At 72.9% G+C, this 20302-nt stretch carries 21 protein-coding genes; 12 read left to right on the top strand and 9 right to left on the bottom strand.

The window, feature by feature from the left end:
- Nucleotides 1-20 precede the first annotated feature (20 nt).
- The 4 genes from OHA91_RS31310 to OHA91_RS31325 all read left to right on the top strand — a co-directional run bounded on the left by OHA91_RS31310 (nt 21) and on the right by OHA91_RS31325 (nt 3924).
- Nucleotides 21-782 carry an SDR family oxidoreductase gene (locus tag OHA91_RS31310; protein ID WP_031149915.1) on the top strand — a complete coding sequence of 254 codons (762 nt, stop codon included), beginning with the start codon at nt 21-23 and terminating at the stop codon, nt 780-782.
- Between the two features lie 152 nt (nt 783-934).
- Nucleotides 935-2518: an ABC transporter substrate-binding protein gene (locus OHA91_RS31315; RefSeq protein ID WP_031149918.1), complete on the top strand. Its 1584-nt coding sequence runs from the start codon at nt 935-937 to the stop codon at nt 2516-2518.
- A gap of 111 nt (nt 2519-2629) precedes the next feature.
- A complete protein-coding gene (locus OHA91_RS31320; protein ID WP_031149919.1) occupies nt 2630-3298 on the top strand; it encodes a uracil-DNA glycosylase in 669 nt (222 codons plus the stop codon).
- Nucleotides 3299-3393: 95 nt separating this feature from the next.
- Nucleotides 3394-3924, top strand: a complete 531-nt coding sequence (locus tag OHA91_RS31325) for a hypothetical protein (RefSeq protein WP_051893105.1) — start codon at nt 3394-3396, stop codon at nt 3922-3924.
- 46 nt (nt 3925-3970) lie between these two features.
- Here OHA91_RS31325 and OHA91_RS31330 read toward each other — a convergent pair whose 3' ends face one another.
- Both OHA91_RS31330 and OHA91_RS31335 read right to left on the bottom strand, forming a co-directional pair.
- The gene (locus tag OHA91_RS31330; RefSeq protein WP_063835535.1) at nt 3971-4510 is read right to left on the bottom strand and encodes a hypothetical protein; all 540 of its coding nucleotides are present in this window, start codon (nt 4508-4510) and stop codon (nt 3971-3973) included.
- 128 nt (nt 4511-4638) lie between these two features.
- A complete protein-coding gene (locus OHA91_RS31335; protein WP_031149925.1) occupies nt 4639-5163 on the bottom strand; it encodes a DinB family protein in 525 nt (174 codons plus the stop codon).
- Between the two features lie 83 nt (nt 5164-5246).
- Here OHA91_RS31335 and OHA91_RS31340 point away from each other — a divergent pair, with 83 nt between their 5' ends.
- Nucleotides 5247-6161: a Gfo/Idh/MocA family protein gene (locus OHA91_RS31340; protein WP_328741187.1), complete on the top strand. Its 915-nt coding sequence runs from the start codon at nt 5247-5249 to the stop codon at nt 6159-6161.
- Here OHA91_RS31340 and lnt read toward each other — a convergent pair.
- The 5 genes from lnt to OHA91_RS31365 all read right to left on the bottom strand — a co-directional run bounded on the left by lnt (nt 6097) and on the right by OHA91_RS31365 (nt 10248).
- Complete coding sequence (gene lnt / locus OHA91_RS31345) at nt 6097-7671, bottom strand: apolipoprotein N-acyltransferase (RefSeq protein WP_031149929.1); 1575 nt, start codon at nt 7669-7671, stop codon at nt 6097-6099. The two genes, OHA91_RS31340 and lnt, sit on opposite strands and share 65 nt — an antisense overlap.
- A gap of 94 nt (nt 7672-7765) precedes the next feature.
- Nucleotides 7766-8233: a nuclear transport factor 2 family protein gene (locus OHA91_RS31350; protein WP_031149931.1), complete on the bottom strand. Its 468-nt coding sequence runs from the start codon at nt 8231-8233 to the stop codon at nt 7766-7768.
- A 69-nt stretch (nt 8234-8302) separates the two neighbouring features.
- Entirely contained in the window at nt 8303-8479 is a 177-nt protein-coding gene (locus tag OHA91_RS31355) for a hypothetical protein (protein ID WP_106967693.1), read from the bottom strand.
- 113 nt (nt 8480-8592) lie between these two features.
- The gene (locus OHA91_RS31360; protein ID WP_031149933.1) at nt 8593-9471 is read right to left on the bottom strand and encodes an undecaprenyl-diphosphate phosphatase; all 879 of its coding nucleotides are present in this window, start codon (nt 9469-9471) and stop codon (nt 8593-8595) included.
- Nucleotides 9472-9519: 48 nt separating this feature from the next.
- Nucleotides 9520-10248 carry a TVP38/TMEM64 family protein gene (locus OHA91_RS31365; protein WP_031149935.1) on the bottom strand — a complete coding sequence of 243 codons (729 nt, stop codon included), beginning with the start codon at nt 10246-10248 and terminating at the stop codon, nt 9520-9522.
- Nucleotides 10249-10297: 49 nt separating this feature from the next.
- Here OHA91_RS31365 and OHA91_RS31370 point away from each other — a divergent pair, with 49 nt between their 5' ends.
- From OHA91_RS31370 to OHA91_RS31385, 4 genes are all read left to right on the top strand, one after another.
- On the top strand, nt 10298-11014 hold the full coding sequence (locus tag OHA91_RS31370; RefSeq protein ID WP_031149937.1) for a DNA alkylation repair protein: 717 nt from the start codon (nt 10298-10300) through the stop codon (nt 11012-11014).
- A gap of 264 nt (nt 11015-11278) precedes the next feature.
- Complete coding sequence (gene tuf, locus OHA91_RS31375) at nt 11279-12460, top strand: elongation factor Tu (protein WP_031149938.1); 1182 nt, start codon at nt 11279-11281, stop codon at nt 12458-12460.
- Nucleotides 12461-12553: 93 nt separating this feature from the next.
- Nucleotides 12554-13411: a patatin-like phospholipase family protein gene (locus tag OHA91_RS31380; RefSeq protein ID WP_031149940.1), complete on the top strand. Its 858-nt coding sequence runs from the start codon at nt 12554-12556 to the stop codon at nt 13409-13411.
- 123 nt (nt 13412-13534) lie between these two features.
- Nucleotides 13535-14326, top strand: coding sequence for a spermidine synthase (locus OHA91_RS31385; protein WP_266504261.1), 792 nt, complete (start codon nt 13535-13537; stop codon nt 14324-14326).
- Here the strand turns inward: OHA91_RS31385 and OHA91_RS31390 are convergent.
- Together OHA91_RS31390 and OHA91_RS31395 are read right to left on the bottom strand one after the other, a co-directional pair.
- Nucleotides 14313-15665 (bottom strand): MFS transporter, encoded by a 1353-nt coding sequence (locus tag OHA91_RS31390; protein WP_328740456.1) that lies wholly within the window; start codon nt 15663-15665, stop codon nt 14313-14315. The two genes, OHA91_RS31385 and OHA91_RS31390, sit on opposite strands and share 14 nt — an antisense overlap.
- Before the next feature lie 76 nt (nt 15666-15741).
- A complete protein-coding gene (locus OHA91_RS31395; RefSeq protein WP_328740457.1) occupies nt 15742-16779 on the bottom strand; it encodes a hypothetical protein in 1038 nt (345 codons plus the stop codon).
- Nucleotides 16780-16890: 111 nt separating this feature from the next.
- Here OHA91_RS31395 and OHA91_RS31400 point away from each other — a divergent pair, with 111 nt between their 5' ends.
- The 3 genes from OHA91_RS31400 (at nt 16891) to OHA91_RS31410 (ending at nt 20277) form a co-directional block, all read left to right on the top strand.
- Entirely contained in the window at nt 16891-17328 is a 438-nt protein-coding gene (locus OHA91_RS31400) for a DUF4442 domain-containing protein (RefSeq protein WP_031149949.1), read from the top strand.
- A gap of 94 nt (nt 17329-17422) precedes the next feature.
- Nucleotides 17423-17623 (top strand): type II toxin-antitoxin system VapB family antitoxin, encoded by a 201-nt coding sequence (locus tag OHA91_RS31405; RefSeq protein ID WP_031149951.1) that lies wholly within the window; start codon nt 17423-17425, stop codon nt 17621-17623.
- Nucleotides 17624-17739: 116 nt separating this feature from the next.
- Nucleotides 17740-20277 (top strand): glycoside hydrolase family 3 C-terminal domain-containing protein, encoded by a 2538-nt coding sequence (locus OHA91_RS31410; protein WP_328740458.1) that lies wholly within the window; start codon nt 17740-17742, stop codon nt 20275-20277.
- The last annotated feature ends 25 nt before the right edge of the window (nt 20278-20302 follow it).

The raw sequence follows: 20302 nt of genomic DNA on the forward strand, positions 1-20302 counted from the left end.
CGAGAGGCAGGGCGTACGTCATGACGTACAGCGGTACCGACAGCGGCAAGGTCGCGCTGATCACCGGGGCGAGCCGGGGCATCGGCTACGGCATCGCCGAGGCGCTGGTCGCCCGGGGCGACCGGCTCTGCATCACCGGACGCAACGAGGAGGCCCTCAAGGAGGCCGTGGAGCGCCTCGGCGCGGACCGGGTGATCGGGGTGGCCGGGAAGGCGCACGACGAGGCCCACCAGGCCCACGCGGTCGAGCGCACGATGGAGGCCTTCGGCCGGGTCGACTTCCTGGTGAACAACGCGGGCACCAATCCGGTCTTCGGTCCGATCGCGGACCTGGACCTCGGGGTCGCGCGGAAGGTCTTCGAGACCAACGTGATCTCGGCGCTCGGCTTCGCGCAGCGGACCTGGCACGCGTGGCAGAAGGAGAACGGCGGCGCGATCGTGAACATCGCGTCGATCGCCGGCGTCTCCGCCTCGCCCTTCATCGGCGCGTACGGGATGAGCAAGGCCGCCATGGTCAACCTCACCCTCCAGCTCGCCCACGAGATGGCGCCGGGGGTCCGGGTCAACGCGATCGCCCCGGCGGTGGTCAAGACGAAGTTCGCCCAGGCGCTCTACGAGGGCCGCGAGCAGGAGGCCGCGGCGGCCTATCCGCTCGGCCGGCTCGGGCTCCCGGAGGACATCGGAGGGGCCGCGGCGTTTCTTACATCTGCACAAGCGGAATGGATCACGGGGCAAACTCTGGTCGTCGACGGTGGGATGTTCCTCAATGCCGGGGTGCACTGACCGATAATCGGACGTATTTGCCTCCGAAAGGGAGGTAAATGTGTATCGAATAGGCACGGAACCGGTCAAGTGCCTCACGAAACCAACCCATTGGATTCGTGGGGCACTGCGGTAGGGTCTGCCGCACCCCTGGCTGATCGAGGAGCGTGCACGTGTTCAACCGGACCAGATGCCTGCAGATCACTGCGGCCCTTGCGTCCATATCCCTGCTCGCCGGTTGCGGCCTGCTGTCGGATGACGACGGCGACGAAGCGAAGAGGATCGTCGTCGGGACCACGAGCGCGCCGAGCACCCTCGACCCCGCCGCGGCGTGGGACGGTTCCTGGGAGCTGTACCGGAACGTCTACCAGACCCTGCTGGCGTTCCCCACGGGCTCCACCAAGCCCCAGCCGGACGCCGCCCAGAACTGCGAGTTCACCGACGGCGCGAGCCAGGCCTACCGGTGCACCCTGCGCAAGGGTCTGAAGTTCTCCAACGGCGAGCCCCTCGACTCCAAGGCCGTCAAGCACTCCCTCGACCGGATCAGGACGATCGGCTCCAAGGTCGGCCCGAAGGACCTCTTCGGCAGCCTCGACAAGATCGAGACCCCGGACGCGCTGACCGTCGTCTTCCACCTGAAGACCTCGGACGCCACCTTCCCGTACGTCCTCGGCTCGCCGGCGGCCTCGCTGGTCGCCCCCAAGGACTACCCCGCGGACAAGGTGCGGGAGGACGGCAAGATCACCGGCTCGGGCCCCTACCTGCTGGACTCGTACAAGGAGGGCGGCGAGGCCGTCCTGTCCGAGTACAAGGGCTACTCCGGCTTCGCGAACCGCCAGAACAAGGCCGTGACGATCCGCTACTTCGCGGACTCCGAGAAGATGGTCGCGGCCCTGAAGGCCAAGGAGCTGGACGCCACCTACCGAGGCCTGTCCGCCCCGCAGATCACCGACCTCCAGAGCCCCGCCGCGCAGGCGCTGGGCGTCCAGGTCGTCGAGAACGTCGGCGCCGAGATCCGCTACCTGGTCTTCAACCCGAAGGACGCGGCGGTCAGCAAGCTCGCGGTCCGCCAGGCCATCGCCCAGGTCATCGACCGCGGCACCCTCGTCTCCAAGGTCTACCAGGGCACCGCGGAGCCGCTGTACTCGATGGTCCCCAAGGGCGTCGTCGGCCACAAGACGCCGTTCTACGACAAGTACGGCGCCGCGGACGTGGGCAAGGCCAAGAAGATCCTCAAGGAGGCCGGGATCAACCAGCCGGTCGACCTGACCTTCTGGTACACCACCGACCGCTACGGCTCCTCCACCGCCGAGGAGTTCACCGAGATCAAGCGGCAGCTCGACGAGAGCGACCTCTTCCGGATCACCCTGCGCAGCCAGCCCTGGAAGACCTTCCAGGAGGGCTACAAGGGCCAGGAGTACCCGGTCTTCGGCCGAGGCTGGTTCCCCGACTTCCCCGACCCGGACAACTTCATCGCGCCGTTCGTCGGCAAGGAGAACGCGGTCGGCACCCCGTACGAGCAGAACGAGATCCTGACCGACCTGCTGCCCAAGTCCCGCCGCGACAGCGACCGCTCCTCCGGGGTCCAGGAGTTCGAGAAGGCCCAGCAGATCTTCGCCGAGGACGTCCGGCTGCTGCCCCTGTGGCAGGGCAAGCTGCACGTAGCCGCACGCGAGGACATCGCGGGCGCCGAGCGGGCCCTCGACCCGCAGACCGCCATGCAGATGTGGGAGCTGTACCGCAAGACCAGCTGGTAGCCGTGGTGCCGCCCGGGAGATCTCCCGGGCGGCCGACGCGTTGTCAGTGGCCCCCGGTAGGTTCTGGAGCAGTTGCACGAACATGTACCGGAGGTTGTCGCCGTGACCCAGATGCTGCCCGAGTCCTGGCTCCCCGTCCTCGGCGGGGAGCTGGACCAGCCCTACTTCAAAGAGCTCACCGAGTTCGTCGAGAAGGAGCGGGCGAACGGGCCGGTCTACCCGCCCCGCGAGCAGGTGTTCGCGGCTCTGGACGCCACGCCCTTCGAGCAGGTGAAGGTGCTCGTCCTCGGCCAGGACCCCTACCACGGCGCCGGCCAGGGCCACGGCCTGTGCTTCTCCGTGCAGCCCGGGGTCAAGACCCCGCCCTCGCTGCGCAACATCTACAAGGAGATGAAGGAGGAGCTCGGCCTTCCCGTCCCGGACAACGGCTACCTGATGCCGTGGGCCCAGCAGGGCGTCCTGCTGCTCAACGCGGTGCTCACCGTCCGGGAGGCCGAGCCGAACTCGCACAAGGGCAAGGGCTGGGAGAAGTTCACCGACGCCGTGATCCGCGCGGTGTCCGAGCGCCCCGACCCGGCCGTCTTCGTCCTGTGGGGCGCCTACGCCCAGAAGAAGATCCCGCTCATCGACGAGGAGCGGCACGTGATCGTCAAGGGTGCCCACCCCTCCCCGCTGTCGGCCAAGAAGTTCTTCGGCTCCCGGCCCTTCACGCAGATCAACGAGGCCATCGCCGCCCAGGGCCATGAGCCGATCGACTGGCGGATCCCGGACCTCGGCTGACGCCCCACCGCGCCTCGGCGCCACAGCCGGTGCCTCCGGCTAGCTTCGTGACGACCGGACCGGAGCAGGTCCGGCAGAGCAAGCCGGAGGCCGCCGTGACCGAGCAGCAGGAGGCGTCGGAGGACGCCGTCATGACGAGGATCGGCCAGGCGGTCATCCTGCTGCACGCCGGGGACCGGGAGGAGGCCCGCAACCGGCTCGGCGAGATCTGGCAGGAGATCGGCGAGGAGGGGGACTCCCTGCACCGGTGCACCCTCGCCCATTACATGGCCGACGCCCAGGACGATCCCGCCGACGAGCTGGCCTGGGACCTGCGGGCCCTGACCGCCGCCGACGCCCTGGGCGACGGGCCCGGGAGCGGGGACGGGCGCCGGGCGCAGCGGGAACCGCTTCCCGCGATGCGCGTGTTCTACCCGTCCCTGCACCTGAGCCTGGCCGCCGACTACCTGAAGCTCCAGCGGCCGGAGGCCGCCCGGGTCCACCTGGCGCGGGCCCGCGCGGCCGCCGGGGCCCTGTCCGACGACGGCTACGGCAACGGCGTACGGGCGGCCATCGCCCGACTGGAGCGCCGCCTCGCCGCGGATCCGGGCGCCGGCCGTCCCCGGCCCTTCCCCGAACAGTCGTAAGGGTGTCCGGCCGCTCACCGTCCGGCCGCTCCCGTCCGGCCGCTCCTCAGCCGCCGTGGACGCCCGCGCAGATCCGGGCCTCCGGGCTGTCGGGGTGCCAGCGGCCGTGGCGCCGGCCCAGCGCGCAGACGTCGGCCGGCCGCACCGGCAGCTTCCGCATCAGCTCACGTTCCGCCTCGGCGTCGGGCCGGGCATGGCGCCGGGGGCCGTCAGGACGCCCCTGGGCGGGCTCGGCGGCCCGTCGGGGCTCCGGGATGTCGGGGACCGGCGGAGCGTCCGGTACGGGCCCGCCGGGGGCGCCCTGGCCCGGGCGCTCCGCGGTCCGTACGGCGGGTGCCTCGGCCGCCGGGCGCGCGGGCTGCTCCGGGGCCGCCTCGACCGCCTCCAGCGCCTCCAGGGCGGGTGCCCGGACGGCCACGGGGGCGGCCCCGGGCCCGCCGCGCGGCTCGTGCCGGGGCGGGACCCCGGCGGCGGGGGCCGCCGCGGGCTGCACGGGTCCGGGGCTCACATTGACACAGCCGGAGACCGCCGAAACGGCGCAGGCGACTCCGAGCAGCAGCTTTGTCGTGGTTCGCGTGGGATGCACCCGCGCAACTCTGCTGTGCGAGGACCCCGTTGTGGAAACCGGGAGCCCATATTCACCCCGCACGGGTGACGGGTGACGGGCGGCGGGGTGACCGGCGGATCGCGGGCCGCCCCGGGCCGCCCGCCGGCTCATTCGCCGGTGGCGCCGTCTATCTGCTCGCGCAGCAGGTCCGCGTGGCCGTTGTGGCGCGCGTACTCCTCGATCATGTGGGTGTAGACCCAGCGCAGGCTGAACACCTCGCCGCGGTGGTGGCTCTCGGCCTTCGACACCAGGTCCAGCGACCGGCCCGCGGCGGCCTGCCGTGCCCGTTCGACCTCCGTCCGCCACACCTGCTCGGCCTCGGCCCAGGTGGCCGCCTCGGTGAAGTGGAAGTCGCCGTCCCGGTCCTCGTCCGTGACGTACAGCTCGGGCAGGTCCTCGCCCAGCATGATCTCCCGGAACCAGTACCGCTCCACCTCCGCCATGTGCCGTACGAGCCCCAGGAGGCTCAACTCGGAAGGCGCGAGCGGGGTCCTGCGCAGCTCTTCGTCCTGCAGTCCCTCGCACTTCCACAGGAGGGTGGCGCGGTGGTAGTCGAGCCAGCCGTCGAGCATCTCCCGTTCGGCGGCGGTGGTGGAGGGTTCGGTGCGGTGTGATCCTGAACTGGTGGTCATGGGGCCCATCCTGAGCGAACCGGGCCCCGGTCACCAGGGATTAAGCTGCCAAGATCCCACAAGGACCGAACTTGGAGGCCCCGGTGAAGGTCGGCTGCATCGGACTCGGCGACATCGCGCAGAAGGCGTACCTGCCCGTCCTCACCACCCGCGCGGACATCGAACTGCACCTGCAGACCCGTACTCCCGAAACGCTGGAACGCGTCGGCGCGGTCCACCGGGTCCCCGCCGCACACCGGCACACCGATCTCGACACCCTCCTCGCCGAGGGGCTCGACGCGGCCTTCGTGCACGCACCGACCGGTGCCCACCCCGAGATCGTCTCCCGGCTGCTGGAGGCCGGTGTGGCGACGTACGTGGACAAGCCGCTCACCTACGAGTTGGCGGCGTCACGGCGCCTCGTCGAGCTGGCCGAGGAGCGCGGGGTCTCTCTCGCCGTCGGCTTCAACCGCCGCTTCGCGCCCGGGTACGCGCAGTGCGCCGACCACCCGCGCGACCTGATCGTCATGCAGAAGAACCGGGTCGGCCTGCCCGAGGACCCGCGCACCCTGGTGCTCGACGACTTCATCCACGTCGTCGACACCCTGCGCTTCCTGCTGCCCGGCGAGGTCGAGCACACCGACGCGCGGGCGGTGATGCGCGACGGACTGATGTGCCAGGTGGTCCTGCACCTCTCCGGCGCCGGCTTCAGCGCGCTCGGCATCATGAACCGCCTGTCCGGCTCCAACGAGGAGGTCCTGGAGGTCTCCGGGACGGACACCAAGCGGCAGGTCGTCAACCTCGCCGAGGTCATCGACCACAAGGGCCAGCCCACCGTGCGCCGCCGCGGGGACTGGGTGTCCGTCGCCCGCCAGCGCGGCATCGAGCAGGTGGTGGACCACTTCCTGCAGGCGGTCGCGGCGGGACGGACCCTCAGCGCACGCGACGCGCTGCTCACCCACGAGCTGTGCGAGCTGGTGGTGAACTCGGCTCTGGAACAGGCGGCGAAGGCCTCCTGAGCGAACGGGCGCCCGCCGCACCGCAGTAGAAGGCCAGGGCGGCGAGGGCCGCGGTCACCGGCCAGTCCCCGAAGCGGACGTAGAGGGTCGAGCCCCGGGCGAGCGGCACCTCGTACACCTCGGCGGTCCGCGCCGACGTGGGCAGTGCGGAGCCGATGCGCTCGCCCGACGGGCCGTTCACGACGCTGACCCCGGTCAGGGTCGCGTGGACCATCGGGCGCCCGTTCTCGGCCGCGCGCAGGGCCGCCAGGGAGGCGTGCTGGGCCGGTGCCCAGCTCTCCTGGAAGGTGGAGGTCGCCGACTGGGCGATCAGCAGGGAGGCGCCGTCGCGGGTGAGGCGCCGGCTCATGTCGGGGAACGCGGACTCGAAGCAGACCAGCGGGCCGAGACGGACGGCCGGGCCCCCCTCGCGCTGTCCCGGCAGGTCCATGACCACCGGGGCGTCCCCCTGCATCCGGTCCTCGCCGGCCGCCCTGCCGACCGAGGTGGCCCAGCCCAGCAGCGCCCGGGCCGGCACGTACTCCCCGAACGGGACCAGCCGCATCTTGTCGTACCGGTCGCCCGTCGGGCCGCCCGGCCCGACGAGCACCGCGCTCTTGTAGATCCCGGGGCGGTCCGCACTCCGCGCGTCGACGTTCACCAGCAGCGGAGCCCCGACCTCCGCGGACAGCGCCGCCAGCCGGCGGGCCAGGTCCGGGCGGGCCGACAGGTCCTCGCCCACGCTGCTCTCGCCCCACACCACCAGGTCGACCCGCTGCCCGGCCAAGGGCCGGGTCAGCCGCTCACCGGCCGCGAACCGCCGCTCCGCACTGTCGGGGCCGTCGGGCACCGGCCCCGGCTGTACGACGGCCACCCGCAGCCCGCCCGACTCCGCGGGCCGCACCGCCCCCACCCACACCGCGCCCGTCAGCAGCGCACAACCCGCGAGCCCGGCCACCGCCGGGACCCGTGCCCCGGGCACGGCGACCAGCAGCACCAAGGCGCAGTTCACCGCCACCAGCAGCAGACTGACCAGCCACACCCCGCCCACCGAGGCCAGCCGGAGCGCCGGCGGGACCTGCCACTGACTGGCTCCCAGCAGCCCCCACGGCCCGCCCAGCCCCTGCCAGGAGCGGACCAGCTCCGACAACAGCCACCCCGCCGGTACGAGGACCACCGCGCAGGCCGCCCGGCCCGCCGACGGGCGGCCTCCGAGCAGCTCCCGCACCAGCAGCGCCCAGGGGATCCACAGCACCCCCAGCAGAGCCGCCACCGGGATCAGGAACACGTGCAGGCTCGGCAGCAGCCAGTGGTGCACGGCCAGGATGAACCCTGCGCCGCCCAGCCAGCCCTCCAGGGCCGCCCGCCGCCCGCCGGGGGCCGAGCGCAGCAGCAGCATCCAGGGCACGAGGGCCACGTAGGCGAACCACCACAGCGCGGGGGCGGGGAACGCGAGGGCGGGCAGCGCCCCGGCGGCGACCGCGGCGGGCGCGCGCCAGCGGCGGGACCACCCGTCGTGCTTCGGGATCATGGCGCGCCTCCGCTTCCAGTGTGGCAGTGCAGGGCGGAACCGCCCTCCGGTACCGCGCGAACGGGTCCGCGCGAACGGGCCCGCGGGGACGCGCTCACGCGGTCATGTGCCGCCACTTCTCGTGCACGGTGACGCGGGTGAGCCGCCAGCCGTCCGGGGTGCGGGCCAGCGCGAAGGTGTAGCGGCCGGCGGCCACGAAATTGGGGGAGGTGACCGTACCGTCGGCCTCCGGGCCCTCCAGCCGCATCGGGTTGAGGAAGTCCGCCCGGACCTCGGCGCTGTCACCGGGCGAGCCGGCGACGTCCTCCAGCCGGATCAGCCGGTTGACGATCAGGTGCTGACGCACGGGGAAGAGCGTCATGGTCTGCTCCAGCCACTCCGCGACCTGCGCCACCGGACCCTCGATCCCGCCGGCCGAGCTGTAGTCGGCCCGCCCACCGGCGGTGAACAGGGCCCGGTAGGCGGCCCAGTCGCCGTCGTCGACGGCCACCGCGTAGCCGGTGACCACGTCGTCGATCGCCAACCGGTCCATTACCGTCGCGAGATCCACACGCTGCGTCATCGGGTCAGTGTGGGGCTGCGCGGGCGCGAGGCCAAGGGGCGTGCGCCGACCGGATCCCCGCGCGTCCCGTCAGTGACCGGAACGTGCCTCCCGCTGCCGGACCACGACGAGGAACGCGTCGCTCGCGAGATCCATGACCACCTCGGCCGGTACGCCCTCGCGCATCCGCTGCGCCGCGTACTCCTCGGCGGGCCAGCTCCCCCGCGGACTTCCGGCCGGAAAACGCTCCAGTACCACTCGCCCCATGGGACACCCCCTGCTGCTTGCCTTCCGCTCTCTTCGTGAACAACGACGCGGAGGCCGCCCGGGAACGTTCCCGAGCGGCCTCCGATTCACGCGAAGTGGTGGAATCCGGCGCGCTACGAGCCGGACTCGCCGGCGTGCGGGCTCAGCACGTCCGTGCCGATCAGCACGAAGAGCAGGATGCCGAGCAGGATGCGGTAGATCACGAAGGGCATGAAGCTCTTGGTGGTGATGAACTTCATGAACCACGCGATCACGGCGTAGCCCACGAAGAAGGCGATGACCGTCGCGAAGACCGTCGGACCCCAGGAGATGTGGCCCGGCTCCTCGATCACGTCCTTGATCTCGAAAGCGCCCGAGGCCAGCACGGCCGGGATGGCGAGGAGGAAGGAGTAGCGGGCGGCGGCCTCGCGGGTGAAGCCCAGCAGCAGACCGCCGGAGATCGTCGCACCGGAGCGGGAGACGCCCGGGATCAGGGCCATCGCCTGGCAGAAGCCGAAGATCAGACCGTCCTTGACGCCCAGCTGCTGGAGCGTCTTGCGCTCGCGGATCGCCCGGTGCCGGCCGCCCTCCTCGTCGCGCGCGGCCAGCCGGTCGGCGATGCCCAGCACGATGCCCATCACGATCAGGGTCGTGGCCGTCAGCCGCAGGTCACGGGCCGGGCCGACGATCGCGTCCTTGAAGACGAGGCCGAGGATGCCGATCGGAAGCGAGCCGACGATCACCAGCCAGCCCATCTTGGCGTCCTGTTCGGAGCGCAGGGCCTTCGTGTACAGGGACCGGAACCAGGTGGAGACGATCCGAGCGATGTCCTTGCGGAAGTAGATCAGAACGGCGGCCTCGGTGCCGATCTGGGTGATGGCCGTGAAGGCCGCTCCTGGGTCGTGCCAGCCGGCGAATGCCGCGGTCAGCCGCAGGTGGGCGCTGGAGGAGATCGGGAGGAACTCCGTAAGCCCCTGGACGAGACCGAGGATTAGGGATTCGAACCAGCTCATGTCGGGGTGCGCTCGTCCTTGTGATCGTCGGGCAGTTCGGGTCCGATGCTAGGGCCCGTGCGAAGCACCGCTGACCACTGGGGGGTGCTGTGAGGTCAGTTCATACGCCGGACCGCCGGTACGAGGGGGTGCCAGGCGGTGCCTCTTGCGCCAGCCGACGATCCCCGCGGCCACCACGGAGACCACGATGAAGCCGAACGAGATGAGGAACGCGGGAGAGCCGGGGGAGGACGCGCTGGCCCCGGCGATCACGTACGCCGTGGTGTTCGGGACCACGCCGAGCGCCGTCGCGAGCAGGAACGGAGCCCAGCCGCAGCGGGACACCGCCGCGCAGTAGTTGGCCACCACGAAGGGCACACCGGGGAAGAGCCGCACCGCCAGCATCGAGCGGAACCCGTGCCGGCTCAGCTGCCCGTCGGCCGCTTCCAGCCAGCGCCCGCGCAGCAACGGACGCAAAGCCTCCTGACCCATCACCCGACCGAGCCCGAAGGCGATCCCGGCACCCAGCACGGTGCCCCCGACCGCCGCGACGAGCCCGAACTGCGTGCCGAAGACGGCTCCCGCAGCCAGGTTGAGCAGGGGACGCGGCACGAACGCCGCCGAGCACACGCCGTACACGGCTGCGAACAACAGGACAGCCGCGCCCACCGGGAGACCCGGGGGCCAGCCCTCCGAGAGGATCCGCTGGGGTTCGTAGACCAGCACGCACACACCGGCCGCCGCGAGCAGCACGACGAGCAGCGCCAGCCGGGCCCACGGCGCGAGGAGGAGGGACATCCCGGGAGACTAGCCCAGCTATGCGGCATCGCGCCGTAATCTGGGCCTCATGCTGTCGAACGACGGGCGGCCCCCCAGGGTTCCCCGCAGCACCCTCGCGGACACCCTGCTGGAGCGGCTGACCGGAACGTACGCACCCGCGGCCGATCCCGCGCGGGCCGAGGCCATGACCGCGTACATGAAGCACGTCGCGCCCTTCCTCGGCATCCCCACACCGCTGCGCCGCGAACTGTCGAAGGCAGTGACCAAGAACACTCCCCGGCCGTCCGGGACGGACGTCGCGGCGCTCGCGCTGCGCTGCTGGCGGCTCCCCGAGCGCGAGTACCACTACTTCGCGGTGGACTACCTGCGCCGCCACGTCGACACGTGCTCCTCCGGGCTCCTCCCGGTCGCCCGGCACCTGATCACCACCGTTCCCTGGTGGGACACCGTCGACCTGCTCGCCGCGCACACCGTCGGCCCGCTGGTGGCCGCAGACCCCGGCCTCGCCCTCGTGATGGACGAATGGATCGCCGGCGAGGACCTGTGGCTCGCCCGCACCGCCCTCCTCCACCAACTCCGCTACAAGGACGCCACCGACACCGGCCGGCTCTTCGCCTACTGCCGCCGCCAGGCCGGCCACCCGGACTTCTTCCTCCGCAAGGCCATCGGCTGGTCCCTGCGCGAGTACGCGAAGACGGACCCCGACGCGGTGCGGGCCTTCGTCGACGCCGAACGCGCCGCCCTGTCCCCGCTTTCCGTGCGCGAAGCGCTCAAGAACCTCTGAGCGCCCGCGGGTTCACCCGGTAAATCATTCGACGGACGCGGGACGGTCCGGCAGGATCGGGGACATGTCCCGGTACGCCTTCCCCGCAGCGCCGTCCGCAGTCGCGGACGCGCCGAAGGCTGCCGAATTCGCGGACGCACCCGTCTTCGCCGCATTCGACGGCGCACGAAGCTGACCCTTCCCGGATCGTCCGGCGGACCCCGCAGGGGGAGGGTCGGCTCGGTTCAGGGGTCCCGTCCACGCTTCGAGCAACGGGAAGAGATCATGGCCAAGACGGCCTTCGTGCGGACCAAGCCGCACCTCAACATCGGCACCATGGGTCACGTCGACCACGGCAAGACCACCCTCACCGCCGCCATCACCAAGGTCCTCGCCGAGCGCGGGGGCGCCTCCTTCGTGCCCTTCGACCGCATCGACCGGGCCCCCGAGGAGGCCCGGCGGGGCATCACCATCAACCTCACGCACGTCGAGTACGAGACCGACACCCGCCACTACGCCCACGTCGACATGCCCGGTCACGCCGACTACATCAAGAACATGGTCACGGGAGCGGCGCAGCTCGACGGCGCGATCCTCGTCGTCTCCGCGCTCGACGGGGTCATGCCACAGACCGCCGAGCACGTGCTCCTCGCCCGCCAAGTCGGCGTCGACCACATCGTCGTCGCGCTCAACAAGGCCGACGCCGGGGACCCCGAGCTGACCGACCTGGTCGAGCTGGAGGTCCGCGAGCTGCTGACCGCGCACGGGTACGGCGGTGACGGCGCACCCGTCGTCCGGGTCTCCGGGCTCGGGGCGCTGGAGGGCGACCCACGGTGGACGGGGGCGATCGAGGCGCTGCTGGACGCGGTGGACACGTACGTGCCGACGCCCGTGCGGTACACGGACGCGCCGTTCCTGCTGCCCGTGGAGAACGTGCTGACCATCACCGGGCGCGGGACGGTCGTGACCGGCGCCGTCGAGCGGGGCAGCGTACGCATCGGCGACCGCGTCGCCCTCCTGGGCGGCGACGGCGAGCCGCTCGAGACGGTCGTCACCGGCCTGGAGACCTTCGGGAAGCCGATGGAGTCCGCCGAGGCCGGGGACAACGTCGCGCTGCTGCTGCGCGGGGTGCCGCGCGACGGCGTGCGCCGTGGGCACGTGGTGGCCGCCCCCGGCAGCGTGACGCCGAAGCGGCGCTTCAGTGCGCAGGTGTACGTGCTCTCCGGGCGCGAGGGCGGCCGTACGACGCCGGTCGCCAGCGGCTACCGGCCGCAGTTCTACATCCGCACCGCCGACGTGGTGGGGGACGTGGACCTCGGCCTTGCGGGCGTCGCCCGGCCCGGCGAGACGGTCGCGATGACCGTCGAGCTGGGACGGGACGTCCCGCTGGAGGCGGGCCTCGGCTTCGCGATCCGTGAGGGCGGACGGACCGTCGGCGCCGGGACGGTGACGGCCGTCCTGGGCTGACCCGCCCGACCGGGACCCCGCTGTGGTGGCGGCAGGAAGGCTGCGCCAGACTGCCGTCACCACAGACATGCGCACGACGGAGGGGCGGGCGGAATGGGCGGCGGCACGGCACTGGTGCTCGGCGGCGGCGGACTGACCGGCATCGGCTGGGAGTGCGGAATCCTCTACGGGCTCGCCCGCGCGGGCGTGGACCTCACCACCGCGGACCTGGTGGTGGGCACCTCGGCCGGCTCGGTGGTCGGCGCCCAGCTCACCTCCGGACGACTCAGCGCACAGGAGCTGTACGAGCGCCAGCTCGGCGACGCGGCGGGGGAGAGCGCCGCGAAGCTGGGGGCGGGCGTCTTCGCCCGGTACGCGCTGGCGATGGTGCGTTCGCGCAGCGACGCGGCCGCGTACCGCCGGCGGGTGGGGGCGATGGCCCTGGCCGCGGACACCGGCCCCGAGGCCGAGCGCCGCAAGGTGCTGGCGGCCCGCCTGGTCTCGCACGAGTGGCCCGAGCGGCGGCTCGTGGTCACCGCGGTGGACGCGCTCACCGGTGAGCTCGAGGCCTTCGACCGCGAGAGCGGCAGCGGGCTGGTCGACGCGGTGGCGGCGAGCTGCGCGGTGCCCGGGGTGTGGCCCCCGGTGACGGTCGGCGAACGCCGCTTCATCGACGGAGGCATCCGCTCCGCCACCAACGCCGACCTCGCCGCCGACTACGCGCGCGTGGTGATCATCGCCCCGATCGCACTCGGCTCCGGGCTCGTCCCCTCACCGGCCGCGCAGGCGGCCCGGCTGCGCGAGGCCGGGGCGAAGGTCCTGCTCATCACCCCGTCGGCCACGGCCCGGAAGGCCTTCGGGCGCAACGTCCTGGACCCGGCCCGGCGGGACCCGGCGGCCCGCGCCGGCCTGGCGCAGGCCGCGGCGCACGCCTCCGAGGCGGCTGCCGTCTGGTCGGGCGCGACGGACTGAGGCGCGCGGGCCGGGCGACCTGAGGCCCCCGCTCCGGTAGCCCGGCGCCTGCCGGACAATGGAGCGGTGAGCGACGAACGGATCCCGGTGATACGGGACGTGGGCCAGGGCACCGCCAAGCTGATGCCGGACGTCGACGGGGAACGGGCCTGGCTGCTGACCGTCGACGGGGCCCCGCAGTCCTATGTGGACCTGGACGATCCGCAGCACCTGGAATTCGAGTACGTACGCCGCCTCGCGCACGTCCTGGACTGCGCGGCGCAGCCGGGGCTCCCGCTGGACCTGCTGCACCTGGGCGGCGGCGCGCTCACCCTGCCCCGCTACGCCGCGGCAACCCGGCCCGGATCCCGGCAGTCGGTGGTGGAGTTCGACGCCGGCCTGGTCGAGTTGGTCGCCGAGCACCTGCCGCTGCCGGAGGGGGCCGGGATCACCGTGCACACCGCCGACGCCCGGGCCTGGCTGGAGGCGGCGCCCGCGGGCAGCGCGGACGTGGTGGTGGCCGACGTGTTCGGCGGCTCACGGGTGCCGGCGCAGCTGACCTCGCTGGAGTACGCGCGGGAGGCCGCACGGGTGCTGCGGCCCGGCGGGCTGTACGCGGCGAACCTGGCGGACGGGGCGCCCTTCGAGTTCCTGCGGACGCAACTGGCGAACTTCGCCGCCGCCTTCGCGGAGCTCGCCCTCGTCGCCGAGCCGTCCGTGCTGAGGGGGCGGCGCTTCGGGAACGCCGTGCTGCTGGCCTCCGACGCCCCGCTGGACGTGGGGGCGCTGGCCCGGCGGTGCGCGTCCGACGCCTTTCCCGCCCGAGTCGAGTACGGTGACGGCCTGGCCCGCTTCGTCAGGGGCGCGGCCACCGTCTCCGACGCGGACGCGGCCCCCTCGCCGGCTCCGCCGGAGGGCGCCTTCAGCCTGGGGTGAGGCCGGACGAGGACGGCGAGGACACCGCGGGGGCCGCGGCAGCGGCGGGGTCGGACGCGAGCGGACCCCCGGTCTTGTGGACGGACGGCTTGCGCGTCATGCGGCGCACGTCCGGGACCAGCAGGACCAGAGCGGTGACCAGGACGACCAGGGCCGCGCAGCCCCACAGCGCCTCGGTGCGGCCGAAGGCCGATTCGACCGGCCCGGCCAGGGCCGTGGCGAGCGGGAGCATCGAGACCGAGCCGAACCAGTCGTAGGCGGAGACCCGGGAGAACTTCTCCTCCGGGATCTCCTGGTGCATCGTCGTCATCCAGTTCACGCCGAAGACCTCGATCGCGGCTCCGCTGACGAACATCACCGCGCACAGCCCCCACACGGGGAGCGGCACGGCCAGTCCGGCCGACGGCAGCGCCAGCGGGAACACGCACAGCGTCCCGACCAGCAGCAGCCGCCGCGGCTTCCACGCGACCATCAGGACGGCCCCGGCGATGGTGCCGACGCCGAACAGCGCCAGGGCCAGGCCCCAGGGCGCCGGCCCGCCCAGCTGGTCCCGGGCGACCAGCGGCCCGTAGACCGCCTCCGCGGCGCCGACGACGGCGACGACGACGGAGAACTGGAGCACGATGCTCCACAGCCAGGGCCGGGTGCGGAACTCCACCCAGCCCTCCCGCAGGTCGGCCAGGAGACCGCCGCCGGGTGCCCGGTCGGGCGTGTGGCTGACGTCGAGGAAGGCGCGCAGCGCCCCGGCGATCGCGAAGGCGGCGGCGTCCACGGCCAGCACCCAGCCCGGGCCCATCGCGGCGATCATCGCCCCGCCGAGGGCCGCCCCGCCGATGCCGGCGCCGTTCATGGCCATGCGGAAGAGGGCGAAGGCGCGGTTGGCGTGTTCGCCGGAGACCGTGGAGAGCAGCATGCCTTCGGCCGCAGGGTTGAAGAAGGCCGTACCGGTGCCGCACAGGGCCGTCAGCAGCATCATCTGCCACAGCTGCGGGTCGCCGGTGAGGACGAGCAGCGCGAAGACGGCCTGCGAGATGCAGTTCAGGGCGTTGGCGGCGACCATCACGCGGTGGCGCGGCAGCCGATCGGCCACGGCTCCGCCGACGAGCAGGAAGAGGACGAGCGGCAGCGTGCGGGCGGCCGCGACCAGGCCCACGTCGCCGCCCGAGCCGCCGGCTTCCAGGACGGCGAAGGCGGAGGCGATGAGCGCCCCGTGACTGCCGAGGTTCGTCACCACTGCCGCACCCGTGAGCAGGGTGTAGTTGCGGCCGGCCCACTCCGGCCGGCTGCGGCGGGGGCGGGGCGCGCGTGTGCGGTGCGGTGCGTCGGGTGGAGAGCTCACCCCCGGACTATCCCCGCCCCGGGCCGAGAAATCCAAATGGATTACCGGTCCGGTCCGGGGCGGGTTCAGCCGGTGATCATCCGGTGCTGAGCCGGATGGAGCTGAGGATCTTGTCGGAGATGTCCGTCGGGACCTCTTCCTTCACACCGGCGGCGGTGACCAGGGCGAAGCTGGCGAAGTCACCGGCGGCGTTCTTGAAGGCGAAGCCGACCGCCTTGCCGTCGGTGGAGCACTTGTGCTCCTTCTTCACGTTCGGCGCGGTCGCGACGACCATGTGGCCCTTGATCCCGGAGGCGGTCGTGAACTCCTTGGGGTCGGTCACCTTGACCGTTCCCTTGGGCTCCTTCTGGGCGAAGCCCGCCCACACCCACGTGCCGGTGTTGTCGGTCGCGGCCTGGGCGGTGTCCTTGGCTCCCTGGGCGCCCTTGACGCCGGCGTCAGCGATCGAGAACTTCTCGAGGTTGCCGTCGGCGTCCTTGTCGACCGTGCACCACTCCTGCTTGAGGGTGGCGGTGCCGGACATGGTGATGACCGGCTTGCCGTCGTTCTTGACGTCGTCGTCGTAGAAGAGGGAGACGCCGGGGTCGTTGACGTTCCACTCCGGGGGCACGTCGTAGGCGACGTTGTACTTCGTGTTGGTGACGACCTTCCAGCCCGGGATGACGGGCTGCATGGCGCCGCCGGCCCGCGGGTTGGCGCTGCTGCCGGCCGGGGCGGGTGCCTCCACCGGTGCCGAGGAGCTCGCGGCCGGCTTGTCGTTGGCCTCGGTGTTCTTGTCGTCCCGGGTCAGGACGTACGCGCCGGTCGCGGCGGCCGCCACGACCACCGCGGCGGCCGCGACGATGGCCACTGTCCTCGTCGAGTACGGGCTCCCGCCGGAGGGCTGGGGCTGCTGGGGCGGCTGGGGCTGGGCCCAGGGCTGGCCCGGGGCGGCCTGGGGCTGCTGGTAGCCCGGTTGCTGCGGGTAGCCGGGCTGCTGCGGGTATCCGTAACCCGGCTGCTGCTGGTACGGGTTCGGCTGCGCCGGCTGTCCCGGCGGCTGCGCGTACGGGTTCTGATGCGCGTCCTGGGGGTTCTGCTCGCCCCCGGGCGGCTGCTGCTGTCCTGGCCACATGGCCGGTAACGATAGTGGGAGCGGTGCCGGGGAGCCACGGCCGCCCCCTGAAGAGCTCTGGCCAATCCTGTCTACTCGCGGGTAACATCGCGTTTCATGAGCGCAGATCAGATGAACGTGGGCGAACTGCTCGCCGCGACCGTGCCGATGGCCCGGACCCTGAACCTCGAGTTCCTGGAGACCACCCCCGAGCGTGCGGTCGTCCGCCTTCCGGACCAGCCCGACTACCACAACCACGTCGGCGGCCCGCACGCCGGCGCCATGTTCACCCTCGCCGAGTCCGCGAGCGGCGCCATCGTCCTGGCCGCCTTCGGCGACCAGCTCTCCCGGGCCGTGCCCCTCGCCGTGAAGGCGGAGATCGGCTACAAGAAGCTCGCCAAGGGCGTCGTCACCGCCACCGCCACCCTCGGCCGCCCGGCCGCCGACGTCGTGGCCGAACTCGACGCGGGCGGCCGCCCCGAGTTCCCGGTCACCATCGCCATCCAGCGCGAGGACGAGGCCGTGACCGGCGAGATGACGGTCGTCTGGACCCTGCGCCCCAACGCGTAACGCCCGGCCCGGTACGTGCCCGCCGCCCCATGGGGCGGCGGGCACGTCCTGCTTCCGGCGCTAGAGTCCTGGCACGACGATGGAGGGGGTACCCGTGGCCAAGGTCAACATCAGCCTCGACGCCGAGCTCGTGGTGGAGGTGATGGTGCTCGCCGGGGTCGGCTCCCCGCAGGACGCGGTGGAGGCCGTCGTACGGGACTACATCGCGCGCGGACACCGCACCGAGGCCCGTGTCCAGCGTCAGGACGAGCCCCGGCGCACCACCGACAGCCTGCCGCCCCTGCCGGAGGGCTGAACCTGGGCGCCCCCGGTGGCGCGTCTCGGCAGGGCCCGGGGGCCCGCGGCGCACAGTGGCACGGGGAGCGGTCCGGCGCGGGCCGCTCCCGCCGACCCACGCCGCAGGGAGCACCCATGAGCGAGGACGTGTCCAGACGTTCGGCGATGAGGCTGATCGCGGCGGCGGGCACTGCGGGTGCTTCCCTCGCCGCCGGAGGCTGCGCCCCGACCGTGCCGCCGCCCGGCGCCGTCCCGCGGGGGTCCGCCGGCGGCGCACCGGGCGCACCCGCCGCCGGGAGCGGTACCGGCACCGGCACGGGAGGCGCCGCCCGGATCGACGCCCTGCTGGAGCGGCTCACCCTCGAGGAGAAGACCGCCCTGCTGCACGGGGCCGCCGACCCCGCCCCCCGGGGCCAGGCCGGATACGTGCCCGGCGTACCGCGGCTGGGCATCCCGGCCCTGCGCCTGGCCGACGGGCCCGCCGGGGTGCGGGTCGACCGGCCCGCCACCGCACTGCCCGCGCCGGTGCTGCTCGCCTCCGCCTTCGACCCGGCGCTGGCCCGCGAGTACGGACGCGTCATCGGCCGCGAGGGCCGGGCCCTCGGCCAGGACGTCGTCCTGGCCCCCATGGTCAACCTCATCCGCACCCCGTACGCCGGCCGGAACTTCGAGACCTTCTCCGAGGACCCGCGCCTGACCGCCGACCTGGTCGGCGAGCTGGTCCGCGGCATCCAGGACGAGGGACTCATCGCCACCGTCAAGCACTTCGCCCTCAACAACCAGGAACAGGGCCGCGACACCGTCGACGTGACCGTCGGCGAGCAGACCCTGCGCGAGACCGAGCTGCGGGGCTTCGAGGCCGCCGTCGCCGCCGGCGCGGGCGCCGTCATGGGCTCCTACAACAAGGTCAACGGCGTCCACGCCTGCGAGAGCGGGCCCCTGCTCGACGAACTGCTGCGGGGGAGCTGGGGGTTCGACGGCTGGGTGGTCTCCGACTGGGGTGCCGCCCACAGCACCGTCGCCGCCATCCGCGCCGGCCTCGACATGGAAATGCCCGGAGGCACCCACTTCGGCGAGCCGCTGCGCGAGGCGGTGCGCGGCGGCTCGGTACCGGAGGCCGCCGTGGACCAGGCCGTGCACCGGATCCTGACCACCATGGACCGCTTCGGGCTGCTCGCGGCCCGGCAATCCGCCCGGCCCCCGCGCGACGCCGCGGCCGGGGCCCGCGTCGCCCGCAAGGTGGCCACCGCCGGGGCGGTGCTCCTGCGCAACGAGCACGGCACCCTGCCGCTGACCGGGGCCGCGGCCCGCTCGATCGCGGTGATCGGGCCCACCGCCCAGGTGCCGTTCACCGGCGGCGGGGGCAGCTCGCACGTGGTCCCCGACGGCGCGGCCGCCCCGCTCACCGCCATCCGGCGGCGGGCCGGGAACGGAGGGGCCGTGCACCACGCCCTCGGCGAGGACCTCTACGGGCGGCCGCTCCCCGCGAAGCTGCTGACTCCGGCCGCGGACCTGGAGGCCCGCGAGGTCGGCCCCGGGCGCGTGTGGACGTACGAGGGCGAGTTCCGCCTGGCGGCGGACGACGAGTGGACCCTGCTGGTCCACTACACCGGGAAGCGGCCCGGCGTACGCCTCGACGGGGAGGAGCTGTTCCCCGTCCGGCCGGGCATGGCCGAGCACTACGCGGGCGGACTGCTCGGCTCCGCACCCGACGGGATGGCCGTGCGCCGCCGCACCCTCGCGCTCAAGGCGGGCACCCACCGGCTCGCCCTGACCGCCGCCGGCGGGGACAAGGGCCAGCGCCTGCGCCTGCGCCACATCACCGGGGCGATCCGGGCCGCGGACCTCGCCGAGGCGGTGCGCACCGCGAAGGCGGCCCGCAGCGTGGTCCTGTTCGCCTACGAGGACTCCACCGAGGGCAGGGACCGCACCTCGCTCGCGCTCCCCGGCGGGCAGGAGCGGCTGATCGAGGCGGTGGCCGCCGCGAACCCCCGTACGACGGTCGTGCTCAACACCTCGTCCGCCACCACCATGCCGTGGCTCTCCCGTACCGGAGCCGTCCTCCAGATGTACTACCCGGGGCAGGAGGGTGCCGGAGCCACCGCCGACGTGCTCTTCGGCGACGTGGACCCCGGGGGCCGCCTCACCCAGACCTTCCCGGCCGACGAGCGGACGACCCCGGTCGGCTCGGACCCGTCGCGCTACCCGGGGGTGGGCGGCCGACAGGAGTACGCAGAGGGCGTCCACGTGGGCCACCGCTGGTACGACACCGAGCGGGAGACCCCGCTCTTCCCCTTCGGGCACGGCCTGTCCTACACGACCTGGCAGTACGAGAAGCTCACGGTCCGGCCGCAGCGCGGCGGGCTGCGCGTGGAGTTCACGGTCCGCAACACCGGCCGGCGCAAGGGCACGGACGTGGCCCAGGTGTATGTCGGCCCCTCCGAGGAGCTCCGGCTCGACCAGCCGGTGCGCGCACTCGCCGGCTACCGGCGGATCACCCTCGCGCCGGGCGCGGCGCAGCGCGTCACCGTCGACATCGATGCCCGGACGCTGTCGTCGTGGGACCCGGACAAGCACGCCTGGGTGCGGGGCACCGGCCGCCGCGAGGTGTTCGCGGGACGTTCCTCGCGGGAACTGCCTCTGAGGTCAAAGGTCGTGCCGGCGAGCCGATAGGCTGCCCGTTCGGCGTGTCACAGGG

The sequence above is a fragment of the Streptomyces erythrochromogenes genome (assembly GCF_036170895.1).
GTDB lineage: Bacteria > Actinomycetota > Actinomycetes > Streptomycetales > Streptomycetaceae > Streptomyces > Streptomyces erythrochromogenes.